The sequence below is a fragment of the Planctomycetota bacterium genome (assembly GCA_016235865.1).
Taxonomy (GTDB): domain Bacteria; phylum Planctomycetota; class MHYJ01; order JACQXL01; family JACQXL01; genus JACRIK01.
The window spans coordinates 177,320-195,676 of sequence record JACRIK010000027.1 but is presented as its reverse complement, the minus strand read 5'-3'; the positions used below and the strand labels follow the sequence as shown (position 1 = coordinate 195,676).

General features: G+C 48.5%; 14 protein-coding genes and 2 tRNA genes. 5 read left to right on the top strand and 11 right to left on the bottom strand.

Annotation, left to right across the window (positions count from 1 at the left end):
- Nucleotides 1–92: 92 nt before the first annotated feature.
- The 6 genes from HZA49_09080 to HZA49_09055 form a co-directional block, all read right to left on the bottom strand.
- Nucleotides 93–2,264: a hypothetical protein gene (locus tag HZA49_09080; protein ID MBI5779589.1), complete on the bottom strand. Its 2,172-nt coding sequence runs from the start codon at nt 2,262–2,264 to the stop codon at nt 93–95.
- Nucleotides 2,265–2,341: 77 nt separating this feature from the next.
- Nucleotides 2,342–2,824, bottom strand: coding sequence for an NAD(P)H-dependent oxidoreductase (locus HZA49_09075; GenBank protein ID MBI5779588.1), 483 nt, complete (start codon nt 2,822–2,824; stop codon nt 2,342–2,344).
- Nucleotides 2,825–2,922: 98 nt separating this feature from the next.
- Nucleotides 2,923–3,909 carry a hypothetical protein gene (locus tag HZA49_09070; GenBank protein ID MBI5779587.1) on the bottom strand — a complete coding sequence of 329 codons (987 nt, stop codon included), beginning with the start codon at nt 3,907–3,909 and terminating at the stop codon, nt 2,923–2,925.
- A gap of 111 nt (nt 3,910–4,020) precedes the next feature.
- Nucleotides 4,021–4,974 carry a metal-dependent hydrolase gene (locus tag HZA49_09065; protein MBI5779586.1) on the bottom strand — a complete coding sequence of 318 codons (954 nt, stop codon included), beginning with the start codon at nt 4,972–4,974 and terminating at the stop codon, nt 4,021–4,023.
- 70 nt (nt 4,975–5,044) lie between these two features.
- A complete protein-coding gene (locus HZA49_09060; GenBank protein MBI5779585.1) occupies nt 5,045–5,812 on the bottom strand; it encodes a HEAT repeat domain-containing protein in 768 nt (255 codons plus the stop codon).
- Nucleotides 5,813–5,844: 32 nt separating this feature from the next.
- Nucleotides 5,845–6,237: a RidA family protein gene (locus HZA49_09055; protein ID MBI5779584.1), complete on the bottom strand. Its 393-nt coding sequence runs from the start codon at nt 6,235–6,237 to the stop codon at nt 5,845–5,847.
- Between the two features lie 306 nt (nt 6,238–6,543).
- On the opposite strand from HZA49_09055, the gene HZA49_09050 reads away from it, so the two are divergent.
- From HZA49_09050 to HZA49_09035, 4 genes are all read left to right on the top strand, one after another.
- Complete coding sequence (locus tag HZA49_09050) at nt 6,544–7,884, top strand: acetyl-CoA decarbonylase/synthase complex subunit gamma (GenBank protein MBI5779583.1); 1,341 nt, start codon at nt 6,544–6,546, stop codon at nt 7,882–7,884.
- A gap of 68 nt (nt 7,885–7,952) precedes the next feature.
- On the top strand, nt 7,953–8,738 hold the full coding sequence (locus tag HZA49_09045; protein MBI5779582.1) for a metallophosphoesterase: 786 nt from the start codon (nt 7,953–7,955) through the stop codon (nt 8,736–8,738).
- A gap of 4 nt (nt 8,739–8,742) precedes the next feature.
- Nucleotides 8,743–10,344 (top strand): hypothetical protein, encoded by a 1,602-nt coding sequence (locus HZA49_09040; GenBank protein MBI5779581.1) that lies wholly within the window; start codon nt 8,743–8,745, stop codon nt 10,342–10,344.
- 1 nt (nt 10,345) lies between these two features.
- Nucleotides 10,346–12,001, top strand: a complete 1,656-nt coding sequence (locus HZA49_09035) for a hypothetical protein (GenBank protein ID MBI5779580.1) — start codon at nt 10,346–10,348, stop codon at nt 11,999–12,001.
- A 610-nt stretch (nt 12,002–12,611) separates the two neighbouring features.
- On the opposite strand, the gene ligA is transcribed toward HZA49_09035, so the two are convergent.
- Complete coding sequence (gene ligA / locus HZA49_09030; GenBank protein MBI5779579.1) at nt 12,612–14,597, bottom strand: NAD-dependent DNA ligase LigA; 1,986 nt, start codon at nt 14,595–14,597, stop codon at nt 12,612–12,614.
- A 56-nt stretch (nt 14,598–14,653) separates the two neighbouring features.
- Between ligA and aroB the strand changes: the two genes are divergently transcribed.
- The gene (gene aroB / locus HZA49_09025) at nt 14,654–15,745 is read left to right on the top strand and encodes a 3-dehydroquinate synthase (GenBank protein ID MBI5779578.1); all 1,092 of its coding nucleotides are present in this window, start codon (nt 14,654–14,656) and stop codon (nt 15,743–15,745) included.
- 2 nt (nt 15,746–15,747) lie between these two features.
- Here aroB and HZA49_09020 read toward each other — a convergent pair.
- The 4 genes from HZA49_09020 to HZA49_09005 form a co-directional block, all read right to left on the bottom strand.
- Nucleotides 15,748–15,821 (bottom strand) — tRNA-Arg (locus HZA49_09020).
- Between the two features lie 90 nt (nt 15,822–15,911).
- Nucleotides 15,912–15,984 (bottom strand) — tRNA-Lys (locus HZA49_09015).
- 25 nt (nt 15,985–16,009) lie between these two features.
- Nucleotides 16,010–17,134 carry a deoxyhypusine synthase gene (locus HZA49_09010; GenBank protein ID MBI5779577.1) on the bottom strand — a complete coding sequence of 375 codons (1,125 nt, stop codon included), beginning with the start codon at nt 17,132–17,134 and terminating at the stop codon, nt 16,010–16,012.
- 78 nt (nt 17,135–17,212) lie between these two features.
- On the bottom strand, nt 17,213–18,349 hold the full coding sequence (locus HZA49_09005; GenBank protein MBI5779576.1) for a type III PLP-dependent enzyme: 1,137 nt from the start codon (nt 18,347–18,349) through the stop codon (nt 17,213–17,215).
- Nucleotides 18,350–18,357 lie beyond the last annotated feature (8 nt).

Here is an 18,357-nt window from a genome sequence, read left to right as displayed (position 1 = left end):
TCCGGTAGCCCCGGACGGTAGAGGCAGTGGCGGGGGTTTTGAAATATCAGGGCAGAAATTAAATAGAATTAGGTATGCTATCCCCAAGTGATTTATGGTTCTTTTGCGTAATGGTCATAGGCATAGCCAGTCATATCGCCCCGCGAATAGGGAGCGCTTCCCACAACAATCGCGGTTGTGATTAAGTCCGACTTCCTAATACGGGTAACATTATCAGAATCCACATTTGTCACCCAACAATATACTTCATCTACTGCGACTCCACAAGGGTGTACTCCCACCGCAATCGTGGTCATACTTACCGGATTTGATTTTAGGATGCGGGTAACATTATGAGAATTGTAATTTGTCACCCAAGCATATATCTCATCTACCGCAACTCCAATTGGGTCAGTTCCCACCGCAATATTGGTCGTGGTTAAGTCCGATTTCCTGATACGGGTGACATTATCAGAAAGTACATTTGCCACCCAGACATAGGTTCCATCTACAGCAACTCCATAGGGACCTGTTCCCACAACAATTGTGGTCGTGATGGCGGTATCTGATTTAAGGATACGGGTAACATTAGCTGGTTCACTATCGGTCCCATCTATCGCAGCAGACCCCCTAATTGCCACCCAGACATAGGTGTTATCTACCGCAACTCCAGCAGGGGCAGTTCCCACGGCAATCGTGGTCGTGGTGAGGTCTGATTTATTGATTCGGGTGATATTATTAGAACTCACATTCGCCACCCAGCAATATGTCTCATCTACTGCAACTCCTTCGGGGCGATTTTCCACGGCAATCGTGGTCGTGGTGAGATCTGATTTATTGATTCGGGTGACATTATTAGAGCCAACATTTGTCACCCAAACATAGGTCTTATCCACTGCAACTCCTTCGGGGTTAGTTCCGACCGCAATATTGGTCGTGGCCGAAGTAGACTTCGTTATGCAGGTAACAGAAGAATAATAATTTGCCACCCAAAGATAATTATTCATCATTCTCATTGAATAATTATCATAGGCATAACCAGTCATGTCACCCAGTGAAATTGGCCAACTTCCCACCATGGCTGTAGTCGTAATTAAATTTGATTTCTGTATACGTGTAACAGTGCCAGCGCTATTATAATTTGCTACCCAGCAATAGGTATCATCTACAGAAATTCCTTGAGGACAATATCCTACTACAACCGTGGTTGTTATAGCAGTGTCTGATTTCTGGATTCGCGTAACAGTATTACCTGTACCTGCACCATAATTTGTTACCCAAACATAGGTATCATCTACAGCGACTCCAAAAGGCCTATTTCCTACCGTTATAGTTGTCGAGATAGACGGATCTAATTTTAATATTCTGGTAACACTATTCAAATCATAATTTGCTACCCAGCAATAGTTTTCATCTACCGCGACTCCCATAGGTTTAGCCCCCGCGACCGTAATTGTAGTCGAAATAGCCGGATCTGATTTAAGTATACGAATAACCGTATCAGCAGAATCCCTTGTTACCCAGACATATGTCCCGTCTACCGTAATCCCTTGGAGGTGATTTCCTACTGCAATTGTGGACGAAATGGCTAAGTTTGATTTTAAAATCCGGACGACGTCATCTGAAGCTGCCACCCAGCAGTAAGCATCATCTACGGCTATACTACTGGGAGTGACTCCCAACTCAATCGTAGTCGAAATAGCCGTATCTGATTTATTGATACGAGTAACATTATTAGTACTATTAGCTATCCAGCAATAGGTTTCGTCTACTGCAACTCCTTGAGGTCTAGTTCCTACTACAGAAATCGTGGTCGAGATTACAGGACTTGATTTTAGAATATGAGTTATATTCTGAGAAATATCATTTGCTACCCAGACATAGTCATCTACTGCACGCGGAACATTGACCACGGTGATGGTGATAGTTTCTTCATCATAAAGAGCGCCAGGGTCAGTGGCAATGAAGGTGATACCGGTATGCGTGCCAGCCTGGCTGTATGACGGAATCCAGCTGAAAGTCCGGGTAATAGGATAGAAATCAGCACTGGTGGGCAATCCGGTAGCTGAATAGATAATGGTGTCTGAATCCGGGTCAGTAGCACTGATGGTGAAGGTCAGTATCTGACCTTCATCTATGGATTTATCGCCGATAGAGTTCAGAATCGGGACGCGGTTTACTGGAGCGCTACTGCCGCTGTCCGACGAACCGCCACAACCGCTGGACAGCGTATATGCCAGAAATAAGACCATCAGTCCAATTGAGCTAGATTTCATCTTTGTCATACAGTTATATATATACTCATTCCCTCAATGGATTTCAAGTAGTTTCTGGTATTTTCTGATTTATACCTGGCATTCTATCATCCCCTCAGTTTCCTCGCTAACATCGCCACGCGCTTGCCCAATTTCCGGGCGTTGGATAATGCCTTTTCATCCGGCGCGCCGACGCACGAGGCACCGTAATGGCCCGTGGCATCGAGCGGGTCGCCGGCAATGACCATCCCGTATATGAGCATGGCCTGGATAATGGACATCAGAGTAGTCTCCTTGCCGCCTGAGGCATCGGCCGAGGTGGCAAATGCCGCGCCGACCTTGTTCTCCATCTTCTTGCGGACACTGACGAACTTGTCAAACACCGCCTTTAATTCGGCGGCCATGGTCCCGAAATAGACCGGGGAACCCGCAATAATGCCTTCGCAGGCCAGGAAATCGTCCTTGGTCACTTCAGCCGCGGACTTGAGCAGCGCCTTGACCTCGCCTGCCTCCTCCACCCCGCGGGCAATCTCCTCGGCCAGTTTCTTGGTGTTCCCGCTCCGGGAATGATATAATACCAAAACTTGCATTATCATATCCTTTCTATAATAAGATTACCGTTTGGAACCACAGATTCCACAGATATACACAGATTGACACAACAAGAAAATCAAGGTTGATTTCTTAGTTATTTCTTTTCCTCAAAACGATATTTGTTCTTGCTCCACCATTCTTGCGCTTTCGCAATGCCTTGCAATGCTTTCTGAAACTTATCTTCTCCCATTCTAAGGTCGTCATAGTCGAAACCAAAGTTTTCTCCTGTAATCCGCTGCAAGGCTATTATTGCATAAGATTTTACGTATAGATTATGGTCGTATACTCTTTCCCCGATTGCTAAGATACACTTATTATTACTTATTTTTTCTAAAATCCTAATACATCTTGTCATAACCGTTGCCGTTATGCTGAATGACTCACGTAACATTTCGGTATGACCGGCATCAAGACCGATTAATAATTCAATGGTATTTGAGATTGCGGGTTCTCCGATTTCTATTAAAAGATTTTCAGCTCCTTCTGCCAGCATTGGAGTTTTATGCTCCTTTAATATCTGGATATACTTAGGCATCTTTTCTTCCCGGGTTAGATTAAATGATTCAAGTTTAATCACAGCTTGAACTGCCCCATAGCCATCTAGTTTACGCAACTCCGGAAGTGCAGACAATACCACAGGATCTTGGAACCGAGATATTTCAATGGCAGCTGCAGAAGAAATCGAACCTGTTTTACTCTTAGCCAATTCTATTAAAGCATTTATTTTCTCCTTGTTTGTTCTGCCTTTATTCTTTATTTTGCAGATTGCAACAGCAAACTCCCCGCTCGAATAACATTCAAAATTAGCATAGAACTTGTTCATTTCTTCAAGAACAGGAATAGCTGATTGGTCTCCAAATTCTCCTAACCACTTTGCGGCAATTTCTTTGCTCCTGATTTCACCGTCCTTGACAACTTTTATCAGCCCGTTTATATCTTTCCCTTTAACAAACTGTTCTATCTGTTGCTTTTCCTTTTTATGCTGTTCGTTATTAATATATGCTTCAGCAAATAATGATGAAGTAACAAATGTCAGCCAGATTACCACCACCCAAATAGGCAAGCAACTGCTTTTTAGCATAAATGTTTTTATCTCAAATGTAATTTATTATATCAACTTAAATGAGAAAGTCAATACCAATCTTAAGGTATAGAATAATCCGGCGATAACAGATACTGTTCGATCCACGCCCTAATCCGTATCCATCTGTGTTAATCTGTGGCTAAACCCGAACTTTTCTGAGACCAGCGTTCCGTCCTTATTGAATCTGACCAACAACATATACCGCTCCTGGGTCCCGAACTGGAAACGCAGGTCGCCCAATTTCACCACTGTGCCCGCATCGGTCTGCTCCACCCGACCGAAAGGGAACCTGCTCCAGTTAAGAAAATCCCGGACCGCCCTGGAGTTCGGCCGGAAGGTATTTATCTCATCCATCTGATGGGCAATAGAATGCGGGCCAGCCACCTGACCCTGGGCGCTGTTGACGGCATAAACATTATACCCATTGTCATGAGGAATTATCGCCTGCCAGGTAAAGGGATTGTATATCGTGCCCATGCCCGCAGGTATCAGGACCGTCCGGTCCGATGACTCTATCCTGGCTATCAGGCGCGCGGCCTGCTGTTGCTGGATGAATCTGAACAGGAATCCGCTGAGCATAACGGCCAGCACGATTAACGCCGTGGGTTTCTGGAATGACGGCCAGACCCAGACGGCCACCGCTCCGAGCAATAGCGGTCCCAACACATAGGCATCAATAATAACATCCAGGTTCAGGGAATACTGGGCCGAGGAAAACGGCATCAGCACCGGCGTTCCGTAGGAATTGACCACATCCAGCAGGAGATGCATTGCTATCCCAGCCAGGCAGATAAGATAGAGATTCTTGAATCCTATGCTCTTGAACAGGAAATAAAATATTACAGCCAGCAACAAGGCAAACACAGGCAGATAGATAAATGAATGGGTAAAGCCCCGATGGAACCGGACGTAGATGGAACGGGCAATGAAGTTGAAGATAAAGTCAATATCAGGAAACAGCGTGGCCGCGGTAAAGACCAGAAACCCGGGCCAGCGGAATTCCTGCCTGAGTCCTAAGGACGAGACCACTATACCCGAAAGCGTGTGGGTTAAAGAATCCATAAATACATTAAAGAGTTAAACCACAGATTACACAGATATACACAGATTTCTTAATACACGAGGCAAGAAATCACTTTTCTTTCGCCTTCTTAATCTCCTCCTCCGGCACGCCGAGTTTCTTTAATGCTTCTCCGGCTGTTTTACGCATCCATTCATATTTATCTTTGAGTAGTTCTTTTATTCGAGGAATTGATTCTTTGTCATCTAATTCAGCAAGAGCATCAAGCGATGTAAGACGCGTAGGCATTTCTGTATCAGCAGCACTAAGAAATTTTCGTGCTATCGGTATTAATTCTTTGTCGCCCAGTTTGCTAAGAACATAAATAGCTGTATTACGGGCGTTTATCTCTTTGTCGTTAATAAATCTGCGCAATTCCGGGATGGATTCTCTATCGTTTAATTTTCCGAGCGCATATATAACTGCCCAACGTAATTGTTCTATATTAAGCATTCCTCTTATTTGCGGAATGGATTCCTGGTCGTCTAAATCGCCAAGAGCGAGTACGGCTGAGTAGCGTACAGAATCATCCTTATTATTAAGATATTTTCGTATCTCTGGAATGTCTTTCTTGTCTCCTAATCTACCTATACAATAAATTACAGATGAAATAATCTTTGTATCTTCATCATTAAGCATTCCTCGTATCTCAGAAATAGATTCTTTATCGCCGAGTCCACCAAGCGCATAGATAGCCTCGCAACGCACAGATGGGTTTTTGTCGTGGAGATGCCAGCGGAGTTCGTTAATAGGGCTGTTGAGCCATTCAATTCCCATTATCCCCGCGGCGGTAATCATAGCGCAGGTAATGCCGATTATTATAAGAATAAATCTATTCATATTTTAATCTGCGTAATCAGTGGAATCTGTGGTTAAACGCCTTTTATGAAGACCACCGCATCAATCTCAATCCCGACATCCTTAGGCAGGCGGCTGACCTGGACCGTGGCCCGGGCCGGCGGCTCGCTTGGGAAATACCTTTTATATATCTCGTTGACCTTGGCAAAATCATCCATATCCTTAAGATAGATGGTGGTCTTGACGATATTCTGCATGGTCCCGCCGGCTTTTTCCACCACGGCCTTGATATTGTTCATGACCTGTTCGGTCTGCCGGGCGATGTCGTCGCTGACTATCTTAGCCGTGGCCGGGTCAATCGGAATCTGTCCGGACAGAAACACCCAGCCATCAACTGCGATGGCCTGGGAATAAGGGCCGATGGCGGCCGGCGCATTGGCAGTTTCGATTATCTTCTTGTGGGTCATAGTTATTCCTTTCTAATGTCATTCCCGCCCCGTTTGTCATTCCCGCCCCGTTTGTCATTCCCGCGAAGGCGGGAATCCATAAGGAAATACTGGATACCTGCCTGCGCAGGTATGACAGTTTAGGGAAAGATATTTCATTTTGTTATGACCTCTAAATTATCTGCTCATTTTACTTGACCTCCATCTTAATAAGAGTTATAAAATCCGTCAATTTATTGTTCACATTGATTGTCCCGCCATTCGGCGGGATCTAAGTCGCTGTAACGACCTGCGGTCTAACAGCGACTAAGAAATAGGAGGCATGATATGGCATTGACAGGTTTAGATATCTATAAATTATTACCCAAGACTAATTGCGGCGAATGCGGCGTGCCCACCTGCCTGGCGTTTGCCATGGCCCTGGCCACCAAGAAAACATCGCTGGATAAATGCCCGCACGTCTCGGAACAGGCCAAGGCCGCCCTGGCCGGCGCCTCGGCTCCGCCTATCCAACTGGTGACCATCGGCACCGGAGAAAACAAACTGGAAATCGGCAACGAGACCGTGCTCTTCCGCCACGAACAAACCTTCTACCATCCGACCGGCATTGCCGTGGAAATCGCGGATAACCTGCCTTTGGCCGAGATAGAGAAAAAGGCCAAGTATGTCCAGAACCTGGTATTTGACCGGGTCGGCAAGAAGGTGCGGGTAGAACTCATCGCCATCCGAAGCATCAGCAATAATCCCGACACCTTTGCCAATGCCTGCAAGACCGTTGCAGCCAATTCTACATTAGCCCTGATACAGATTAGCAATAACCCGGCGGTCCAGGAAGCCGGCTTAAAGATTACGGCCAGCCGCAAACCCCTGATTTATGCGGCTGATACCCAGAATTACGCGGCCATGGCAGAACTGGCCAAGAAATACAGCTGTCCGCTGGGCGTGTCCGGAAATAACCTGGATGAACTGGCTGACCTGACCCCCAAGATTACCGCTCTCGGCGTCAAGGAACTGGTCATAAATCCCAATTCCAAGACCCAGGGCCAGCTCCTCTCGGACGTAAACCAGATTCGGCGCCTGGGACTGAAGAAGACCTTCCGGCCTTTGGGGTTCCCGGTCATCGTATTCCCGGCTGAAGGCACAGACACCATGAGCGAAACACTCTTTGCCGCCACCTTCATCCTCAAATACGCCGGCATCGTGGTCTTGAAAGGCAGCGAATTATGGCAGATGCTCCCGCTGGTCACGGCCCGGCAGAATGTCTATACCGACCCGCAGAAACCTATTCAGGTGGAATCAAAACTATATCCGATCGGCAATGTCACCGAGACCTCGCCGGTCCTGATTACCACCAATTTCTCGCTGACCTATTTCACGGTCGAGCCCGAGGTGGAAGGCAGCAAGGTGCCAAGTTATATCCTGGTGGTCAATACCGAAGGCATGTCCGTAATGACGGCCTATGCGGCTGACAAACTCAACGAAAAGATAATCACCAAGGCGCTGACCGAATCCAATATCGCCCAGAAAATCAAGCACAAGAAGGTGATTATCCCGGGCTATGTAGCCACCTTAAGCGGCAAACTGGAGGCCGAATCCGGCTGGGAAGTGCTGGTCGGCCCGCGCGAGGCATCGTCTCTGCCGTCGTACTTAAAGAACGTGTGGAAGTAAAATAGCGTAGAGCAAAGAGTATAGAGCGTAGATTAACTCTATGCTCTAAGCCCTACGCTCTATGCTATATGCAAATCATCCTCTCCGACGTGCACAGCAACCTCGAGGCATTTTCAGCGGTCTTAGCTGATATCAAGGCCCGATTCGGCAAGGACATCCAGATTATATCGTTAGGCGATTTAGTCGGCTACGGCCCGAACCCGATAGAGTGCATCCTGCTAGCCATCCAGCATAATCTCATCAACATCATGGGCAACCACGAACTGGCCCTGTCCAAGGATAAGACCAATTTCAATCCGTCCGCCCAACGGGCCATATTCTGGACCAAGACCATCATCCAGAAGAACCTGGCCAATCCCAAGGTCAGCCAGTTCCTCAAATCGCTCACTTACGAATACCGAACCGAATCCAGCGCGTTCTCCGGCGGGATTGTCTATGCGCACGGCTCGCCCCGGGGCGTGGTGGACGAATACGTCATCCGGCGCGACGACCTGTTTAACCTGACCGACGAGGTCAAAAAGAACCTCAGGGAAAACTTCGAGTCGGTTGAGGAAGTAGGGTTTCTTGGGCACACCCATATCCCTTATATATGCACCACCGACCTGTATCTGGTCCATCCGGAATGGCAGAACTATGAATCCTATCCGCTGTTATCCGGCACCAAGACCATCGTCAATGTCGGCTCGGTCGGCCAGCCGAGGGACAATGACACCCGGGCCTGTTACGCCTCGTTTGACGGAACCAATGTCACGCACTACCGGGTGGAATACGACATCGCCAAGACCGTCAGCCGGATGCAGGGCATCGCGGAACTGGACCAGATGTTGTGGAAACGGCTGCAAAGAGGGGTGTAGTTTTATGAAAAGATTGCTCGGGGTTATCATTACATCCGGAGCTTTATTTATTGGCTGTAGCAATACGGGCAATAATCCGAGCATAACCAATCCAGACGCAACGAACAGATACAAAGAATCGGACTGTGCAACAGTTCTAAAACTGTCGCCGGCTGAATACCGCGCAAAAGTGGCTCATGCCTTCTCCCAGGCCGGGACTAACAAAACTGAGCTGGTTATGGCCTTGATGTCTGCGCCGGAGGAATATCGTTCCGGCATGGCCTTCCTGATATCCCAAACCGGCTACCGTTACTTCTTTCCGAGCATGGATAAGAAAATAATTGATGCCGCAACTGTCAGCTCCGAACTGCTTACGACCCATATCAAACTGGGCGACGAGGCCCGCCGGACATTCCCCTGGGCTAAGAACCTGGATGACGACACCTTCCGGATTTTTGTCCTGCCCTACCGCACAACTACGGAAAAACCGGTTGATTGGCGCACCTATTTCTGGAACCATCCGGAATTGAGACCGCTGGTTGATGACTACGCTAAACGATTTAATCAAGCCCAGACCGCAGAAGATAAGAATCATATATTCAGGGAGATGATCCATCAGATTAACACTGCTTGGGTGGGCAAGAATGTGCCTTATGCCCCACGCGGGATGCCGGATATGAATCCGATTGAGGCGATTAACGCCAGGACCGGCCGCTGCACCGACCAGACCAATACGCTGATTGCCATCCTGCGGACCTTCGGGATTGCGGCCACCGGCGTGCGCGTGGTCTGGTGGCCTGAGCATAACGACAACCACACCTGGACCGCGGTTTACAATCCGGTTACCAAAGAATGGCTGGATATTGATTCGGGCCAGGGCGGGACTGCGTCCGACCCAGATTACTTCCGCAAATTCATCCATCACCAGGAAAAGAAAGCCGCCAAGATTTATTGGGTCACGCCCGGCGACGAAACCGGGCCAACCTTCACCGACCTGCAACTTAAGGGCAGCGAGGCCTACCCGCCCAGCATAGAAAAATACCTCATTGCCAAGCCGATGACGGATATGACCGAACGCTATAATAACGTCATTGACCTGAAATGGGCTGATGTGCCGGCCGATACGCTTATCTGGCTGGCCATCCAAAATTCCGGCGTGTGGAAACCGGTAGCCGGCGCGCGGTCAACTCCGGACGGCCAAGTAACTTTCCCAAAGGTCGGCTGCGAGGTCCGCTATCGCCTGATGACCTGGAATAATGATACGCCGGCATATTGCTCGCAGGTAATAAGTGTTCAGCCGGACGGCTCAATGAAAACAACCCCGCCTGACCCGGGTGATGAAATCCTCTTATTAAGCCAGCAGGCGGTTCAATTGCTGGAATCCGGCAAGCTCAAAGAGGCGAAAACAATATTCCTAAAGATGACCGGAATCTATCCCGCTCACCCGAATGTGCTGTATAATATGGCGTGCGTTTGTTCATTGCTGGAAGAAAAAAGTGAGGCGCTAGATTACCTGGCAAAAGCCATCAGCGCCGGCTGGAATGATTTCACGCATATCAAAAAAGATACTGACCTGGATAACATTCGTAACGAGGAGAGATTTAAAAAGTTGATGGAAGGCCGATAAGATGCGAAAGATAGTGTGCTCCACCTTGATATTCATCCTGATAATCAGCTCGGCGCTGTATAGCCGGGAATCCAACCAAGCGGAACGGCTTAATAAACTGGAACAGCTAGTTAATACATTTTTGCAGGATAAAGAGTATGAATTAGCCGCCACGGCGCTCGATGAAATTCTGGCAATCGTCCCGACCAATCCGGATATTTATTTTACCGCGGCCCAGGTTAATTCAGCCCTGCGCCGGAAAACCGTGGCCCTGGATTATCTGGAGAAATGCATCGGCTTGGGCTGGAATGATTTTAACCGGATAAAAGCCGAATCGGCTTTTGAAAATATCCGCACCGAGGTGCGTTATCAGCAAATAATAAAATTTATGGATAAGGATTCCTATCCACGCCCGACATATCCAACGGAGCGGGCAAAACTCGCCTATGCCATTATCGTCGGTAAATCTACCAATGCCGATACTGATTGGGCCCAGGTAGTTGACGCCTTTACCAAAAAATACAAGGCCAAAGCATTTATTTACGATGGCATTGACCCGGCCGCAATAATGAAAGAGCTGGTCAACTATGCGCCCAAATACGTGGCTTTTATCGCTCCGCCGGCCGAAGTCACCTTTCCTTTCATCACCCGGGCAAAACAGATGATGTGCACCATAGACGAGGACCCGTATGAAGACGCGCTCTGGGGCATCATTACCGGATATGATTACGAAGACTGCCTGCGCATGGCCCGGGCTGATAAACTGGTGATTAAAAACGGCTTAAGCGGCGTTGGCAGCGGCTGGCTGGAATATTTTAACGAAGGGCTGGCTTTCTCCGAAGGCGAGAAGAATGCCATGTTTGTCAAGAAGGCCGGCAAACCGCCGGAAAGACAGCCGGGGCCCGACGACACCACCAAATCTTTCGTGGATGCGCTTAACACCAATAAATACCAAATCATGTCCACCAGCGGGCATGCCACCGAGCGCGACTGGCAAATCGGTTATAGTTACCCGAATGGCCGCTTATTCCCGGAGAAAGGCAAATTGTTCGGCCGGGACCTGACTAACAATGAATACCCAATTATCACCACCAACTCCAAGATATATTATGCACCAGGCAATTGCCTGATAGCCCATATCTCGGCGAATATGGATTGCATGGCGTTGGCGTGGCTGCATAGCGGAGCAAACCAATTTTACGGCCACACCCTCTGGCAGTTTTCAGACGGCTCCTGCCGTTCATTTAATATTACCGAATATTTTATGGCGCTCCAGGGGCGTTTTACATTCTCCGAATCAATCTATCTCAACCGGGCGGCCATAGTTTTCAAGGGTGATTCTGACCGATGCTGCCGGAGCACAGTTCTCTACGGCGACCCGGCATGGGAAGCCCGGCTCAGCCCCGAGATTGAGCCGCCTTATAATCAATCGCTCAAGTTCGACAAAAAGGACAAGCAGGTTACGATTACCTTCACCATAGATTTCAATAAGGATTATGAAGGCCAGCCGGCCGCTGCATTCCTGCCTGAACTCATCCGTAATCCGCAGGTTAAATCAGTGCCGGAAGGACTCAAAATCCTGGCGCTTGATAATCTGATAATGATTGACCTGGGCAAGCGGACCAAAGGCGCTCATTGCGAAATAACTATCAACGCTGATTTAGCTGGAATAAAATAAAGAATTTTGGAAAGTTTAAGATCTGTCTCCTACCCTTCTTAATGTCACGCACTACCGGGTGGAATACGACATCAACAAGACCGTCAGCCGGATGCAGGGCATTGCCGAACTGGACCAGATGTTGTGGAAACGGCTGCAAAGAGGGGTATAGCCCCTTTCACCACTAGCGCTCCCGCCGAGGCGGGATAAACTCCACGCCATGCCTGTCCATTTTGCCCCCTTCCTACTATAAAATAGTGCAGGGGGGAGTCCCCCCACCCCCCTTATCAACTTACATTCCCATTCTGCTCCTCAGAAATGGCATCTGATTGATAAAGAACCGGCATCAGTCTGGTAAACAGACACCATCCCTTGTAAACTTACTAAAACATACAGTATATAAGGGATGGCATTTGATAGGCAAAGAAATGGCATCTGATTGATGAAGGACCGGCATCTGATTAACAAACAAACGGCATTTCTAATCAAGACAGGCGCTATCTCTTGTAAACTTACTAAAACATACAGTATATAAGGTGTGCAAATAGTTATCAACAGAGACCGTATCGGTTTATAAAAGAATACGGTGTGTCGGAAAATCGTTTAGGATTGTCAGTAAAGCACTATTATATCAGCGAATTATAGTCAGGAATTCCTCTTCATTAATAATCTTAATGCCCAGTTTCTGGGCCTGCTGATACTTAGAACCGGGATTGGCGCCGACTACCAGATAATCCACTTTCTTGCTGACGCTTTCTGAGGTCTTGGCGCCCTGGTCTTCCACTATCTGCTTTGCCTCTGGACGGCTGAACTTGACCATCTCACCGGTAAAGACAAATACCTTGCCTTCTAACTTCCCGCTTTTTTTCTTTGCCGCGCCCTGCGGATTAATGCCGGCCTCTTTTAGTTTGCAAATCAACCGCTGGTTATTGGGATTGTCAAAGAATTGCCTGATGCTCTGCGCTACGATGGGCCCGATTTCCTCTATCTCCTGCAAGGCCACTTCGTCCGCCTCCATAAATTCGTCTATGTTCCTGTAATTATCAGCCAGGGTCTTGGCTATGGCCTCGCCAACATGCCGGATGCCCAGTCCATAAATCAGCCGGACCAGGGTGGTCTTCTTGGAACGGCCAATCGCATCCAATATATTTGCGGCGAGTTTGTCACCCATCCGTTCAAGTTTCAATATGTCTTTCTTTTCCAAAGTATAGAGGTCAGCCGCATCCTTGATGATGTCCTTGTCAATGAGTTGTTCAATCAGCCGGTCGCCCAAGCCCTCAATATTCATGGCCTCACGCTGGGCAAAGTGACCGATACCAGCCTTGACCTGAGCCGGACAGGAGATATTGGGACAACGATACGCCACCTCGCCTTCCTCCTGGATGACCTTACTGTCGCAGACCGGACATTTGACGGGCATAATGAATGGTTCTTCCTTACCGGTCCGGCGGGAAAGGATAGGCTTGATAATCTTCGGGATAACGTCGCCAGCCCTCTTGAGAATCACCCAATCGCCTATCATCAAATCCAGCCGGGCGATTTCCCCGGCATTGTGCAGTGTGGCACGCGAGACCTCAACCCCGCCGATACTGACCGGCTTGAGATTAGCCACCGGCGTCAGCGTGCCGGTCCGGCCGACCTGGACCACTATTTCCCGTAACTGGGTAGTGGCTTCCTGGGCCGGGAATTTATAGGCAATAGCCCAGCGCGGACTTCGGGCCCGTAGGCCCAACTGCTCCCGGACCCGCAAATCATCCACCTTGACTACGATACCGTCAATCTCAAATGGCAGATCATCGCGCTTGAGGGCCATCTCGAAGAAATATTTTTCCGCGCCGGATAATGAGGAGACCAACACCGGTTTAACGGCCTTTAAGCCAAGTTTGGTGAAATACTCCATTGCCTCGGAATGGGTCTTGAAGGCAATACCCTTGATTTGGCCGGAGCCGTGAATCAGGATGTCCAAAGGCCGCAGGGCCGTGACCTGGCTGTCCAGTTGACGCAAACTTCCGGCCGCGGCATTGCGCGGATTGGCAAATGGTTCTTCGCCGGCCTCGATGCGCTGGCGGTTGAATTTGTTAAACGGCTCTTTGGGCAGGAAGACCTCGCCCCGGACCTCCAAATATTCCGGGATTCTGTCGCCCATCAACCGCAAGGGAACACTCTTGATGGTTTTGATGTTGAGTGTGATATCCTCCCCGGTCTTGCCGTCGCCTCTGGTTGAACCGGAGACAAATATACCGTCTTTATAGACCAGTTCCACGGCTGTGCCATCAATCTTGGGCTCGCAGGCCAGTTCAGCCATCAGGCCCAGGCGTTCATACCATTCCCGAATTTCTGCTTCATCCATGGCGTTTTCCAAACTGAGCATCATCTGGGAATGTTCGATGGTCTTGAAGGTGTCCTGGACCGGCGCGCCAACCCGCTGGGTGGGTGAATCGGACGTGACTAACTCAGGGTATTGCTTTTCCATGCCGGTCAATTCCCTGAGCAAGCGATCGTATTCAATATCGCTTATCTCCGGCGAATCCAGGACATAATAGCGGTAGTTGTGGAAATTAAGTTGCTGGCGCAGGGCGTCAGCCCTGAATTTTATATCAGCCGGAATCTTTGACATAGGGGTAGTATAATTGCTAAATATAAATCGTCAAGGGAAAAGAAACCACAGATAATATGTCTATTATTAGAATCAATTTGGGTGCCCGGGGTTATCCGATAATAATCCAAAACGGATTGCTTGATAAGATCGGAACGATTAGCGCTCGGAATTTATCCCGCTCAAAGCGGAACGCTACACTCCACGCCCGTAGATTTGTCATCATTACGGACCGAAACGTGGCGACCCTGTATCTAAACAAAGTTGTTTCCTCACTCGGAAAATCCGGGCTGAAATGCCTTTATTATGTAATTCCGGCCGGAGAGAAACAAAAATCATTGGCTACGGTTAACCGGATTTACAATTTTCTCATACAGAATAAAATAGAACGTTCTGATGCAATAATCGCCTTAGGCGGCGGAGTAGTCGGCGATATTGCCGGTTTCGTGGCCGGGACGTACAAGCGTGGAATAAAACTTATTCAGATACCAACCTCGCTATTGGCCCAGGTGGATTCCAGTATCGGCGGAAAGACCGGAGTCAACCATCCATTGGGCAAGAACCTTATTGGGATGTTTTACCAGCCATCGGCAGTGCTGATTGACCCGCTGACCATCAAAACCCTGCCCAGACGGGAATTCTCAAACGGAATGGCTGAGGTGATTAAGGTGGCTGTCATAAAAGACGCCCAACTGTTCAGGTTGCTGTTAGACAATCAGCAGCAGATAATAAATATGAATCCGGCGATATTAGAAACTATAATTATGCGCGCCATAATGGTCAAGAAAGCCCTAGTAGAACAAGATGAATATGACACCAAGGACAAAAGAATTCTGCTGAATTACGGGCATACCATCGGACATATCCTGGAATCCCTGGGCCAATACCGGAATTACAAGCACGGCGAAGCAGTCGCGATTGGAATGATGACCGCAGCCCGCATCGCCTGCCGGATGGGGTTAATCGGAAAAGATTTTATCGGACAGCAAGAAACCATACTGAATGCGTATAGATTACCTGTTCGGCCAAGAGAGCCAATCAAGCTTTCACGAATAGCAAAATTCTTAGAGCAGGATAAAAAGATTATAGCAGGTAAGATTACAGAAATCTTGCCTAATCGCATCGGCCTAGCCAATGCATATCAAATACCGCTTAATAAATTTAAGTAAAATATCCCCGGTGTGATTCGAACACACGACCTACTGATTAGAAATCAGTTGCTCTATCCAGCTGAGCTACGGGGACATTTATGAAGAGATAAAAGATGGGAGAAAACAGATGAAAGATTATCCGCCTATCATCTTTCCGCTTTCATCTCTATTCTGTATTTGAAAGTACGCCCGGCCCGAATCGAACGGGCGACCCGCTGATTAAGAATCAGCTGCTCTACCAGCTGAGCTACGGGCGTATAACATTCACCGATTATATCAAACCTACTTATTATGCGCAAAGTATTCCCGAACCAATTTTTCCAGGTATTCCTGACGTCTGAAATACAATCTTTTTAACGGCCGCTTTTTATGCCGGGCCAGTGCATAATGAACCAATAACGGCAACGCCACGGTGGCATCCAAATAACAGACCAAGGCATCAGGCAGCATATCCGGGTCAATCTTACCCCAGCTGACCGCCTCGTGCGGCGTGGCGCCGGAAAGGCCGCCGGTATCCGGCCGGGCGTCGGTTATCTGGAAGAAAAAGTCGTGCCCGACTTCTTTTATCCTGAGCACCTCCTGAATCTGTGGCTCGGTCTGGAGCATAAAGTTCTTGGGGCTGCCCCCGCCGATTAATAATACCCCAGACTTTCCACCTGAACGCTTGGCTTCCAGCACAATAGCCGTGGTTTCATTGACATCCATGGACGGATTGATACGCAGCTTGTTGCCTTCCAGTTCCACCCCGGCGATATTCATACCAATGGTTGAGTCGCCCGGCGATGAGGTGTAGACCGGCACGCCGGCCCGGTAGGCCGCGGCCAGCACTGAAACATTTTTCTGTTTGGTCTTCCCCTCCCATTCATTCATATATCGACCAAGTAAATAGTAAAATTCACCGGTGCCCATTTCCTTCTGGAAGTCCTGGCTCCGGAGGATATTGCGCAGGATTTCGTCCGTACCCATGAGCGAATCAGAATAACTCAGGAAGATATCATAAATACGCACCACGTCATTGCGCCTCAGGTCCGCATCATCGGCCAAATGGGTCCCGACCCGAGGATGGACGTTAAAGGCAAAATGCATATCGTGATACATATTGGCTCCTGTCCCGACAATCCAATCAACAAACCCGGCATTGATTAACGGCACGATGGCGGCCGAACCCAGACCGGCCGGGGTCAGAGCGCCGGCCAAACTCATACCCACGGTTACATCCTTACCCAACATCTTCTCGGTAAACAAACGGCAACCCTCTTTGAGTCGGGCTGAATTATAGGCCAAAAATGATTCGTCAATTAAAGTAACCAGAGTTTCTTTTCCAGTAATCGGAGGAGGACAGATTTTCTTGCCTGATAAATATTTGGCTTTATGCGGGCAGTGTTTTTTCTTTAGCCAGTCCGGCATATCGGACAAGTCCTCTCGCATGCGATGGTCTCGTTTCATTATGGTCTCCTTTCCTTATTTAGAAAAACCTATAAATTACTAATCAATGGCCACGACCCTGGCCCTGGGAATACTGTTGAAATCCGTGGCGCTGGCAATACTATATGCTCCGATATTCGGTGTATAAATAATATCGCCTATCTCCAATTCCGGCATTTCCTCGGTATTGGAAATCACATCCAGCCCGTCGCAGGTCGGCCCGGCCAGGGTGGATATCTGGGGCTTGCCCTTCTTCAGCGCCCGGTACTGGTATTTGCAATGATCGTAAAGCAATCCGGAAAGCGAGCCGTAAATGCCGTCGTCCAGATAATACCAGTGCTTGTTAAAGCGAATGGACTTGCCGATAATCTTCATGGCCAGGGTGCAAGCCGAACCAACCAGAGCCCGGCCCGGTTCGGCGATAATCCGGACCGACGGATCAAAGAGCCGGTTAATCTCTTTGTTGATCGTCGGCGCCATCTCGGCGAAGTAATCGCTCTCGAAATCAAAATGACTGATGGGGAATCCGCCGCCGATATCGAGCATTTGAAGAGGCAGCTGCTTGAGCTTGGCGTCGCGGAAAATAATGGAAGCCATTTCCAGGGCCTCGATGTAGTTTTCCACCTTAAGGCATTGGGAACCTACATGGAAACTCACACCCACCGGTTTTAAACCCAATTTATGGGCCTTGATTAACAACGCAATCGCATCAGACGGTTCAACCCCGAATTTTACGGAAAGCTCTACGATCGAACCGACATTGGACACCTTGACCCGAACCATGACTTTGGATCCTGGCGCCACTTCGCTTATTTTATACAGCTCGTATTCCGAATCAAAGGTCATCAGATTAATACCATTTTTCTTAACGAACTTCAATGTCTCGGCCCGTTTCATGGTATTAGCAAAGAGCATCCGGTTGGCCGGCACGCCCAGTTTAAAAAGCGACTCCATTTCGCCCTGGGAGGCCACGTCAAACGAGGCGCCCTTGCGGGCAAAGACCTTAAGAATCTCGGGGTGCGAATTGGCCTTAACCGCATAAAACGGCTCAACCCGAGGCAGTAGCGTCTTAAACCTTTTCAAACTGGCGCATAAACCGGACCGCTTAATAATAAATAGCGGTGTTCCATTTTTACGGACCAGCCGGGCAATCTCTTTTTCAGACACCTGGTTATTGCAATCATGTTGTAACTTCATAGCATCTT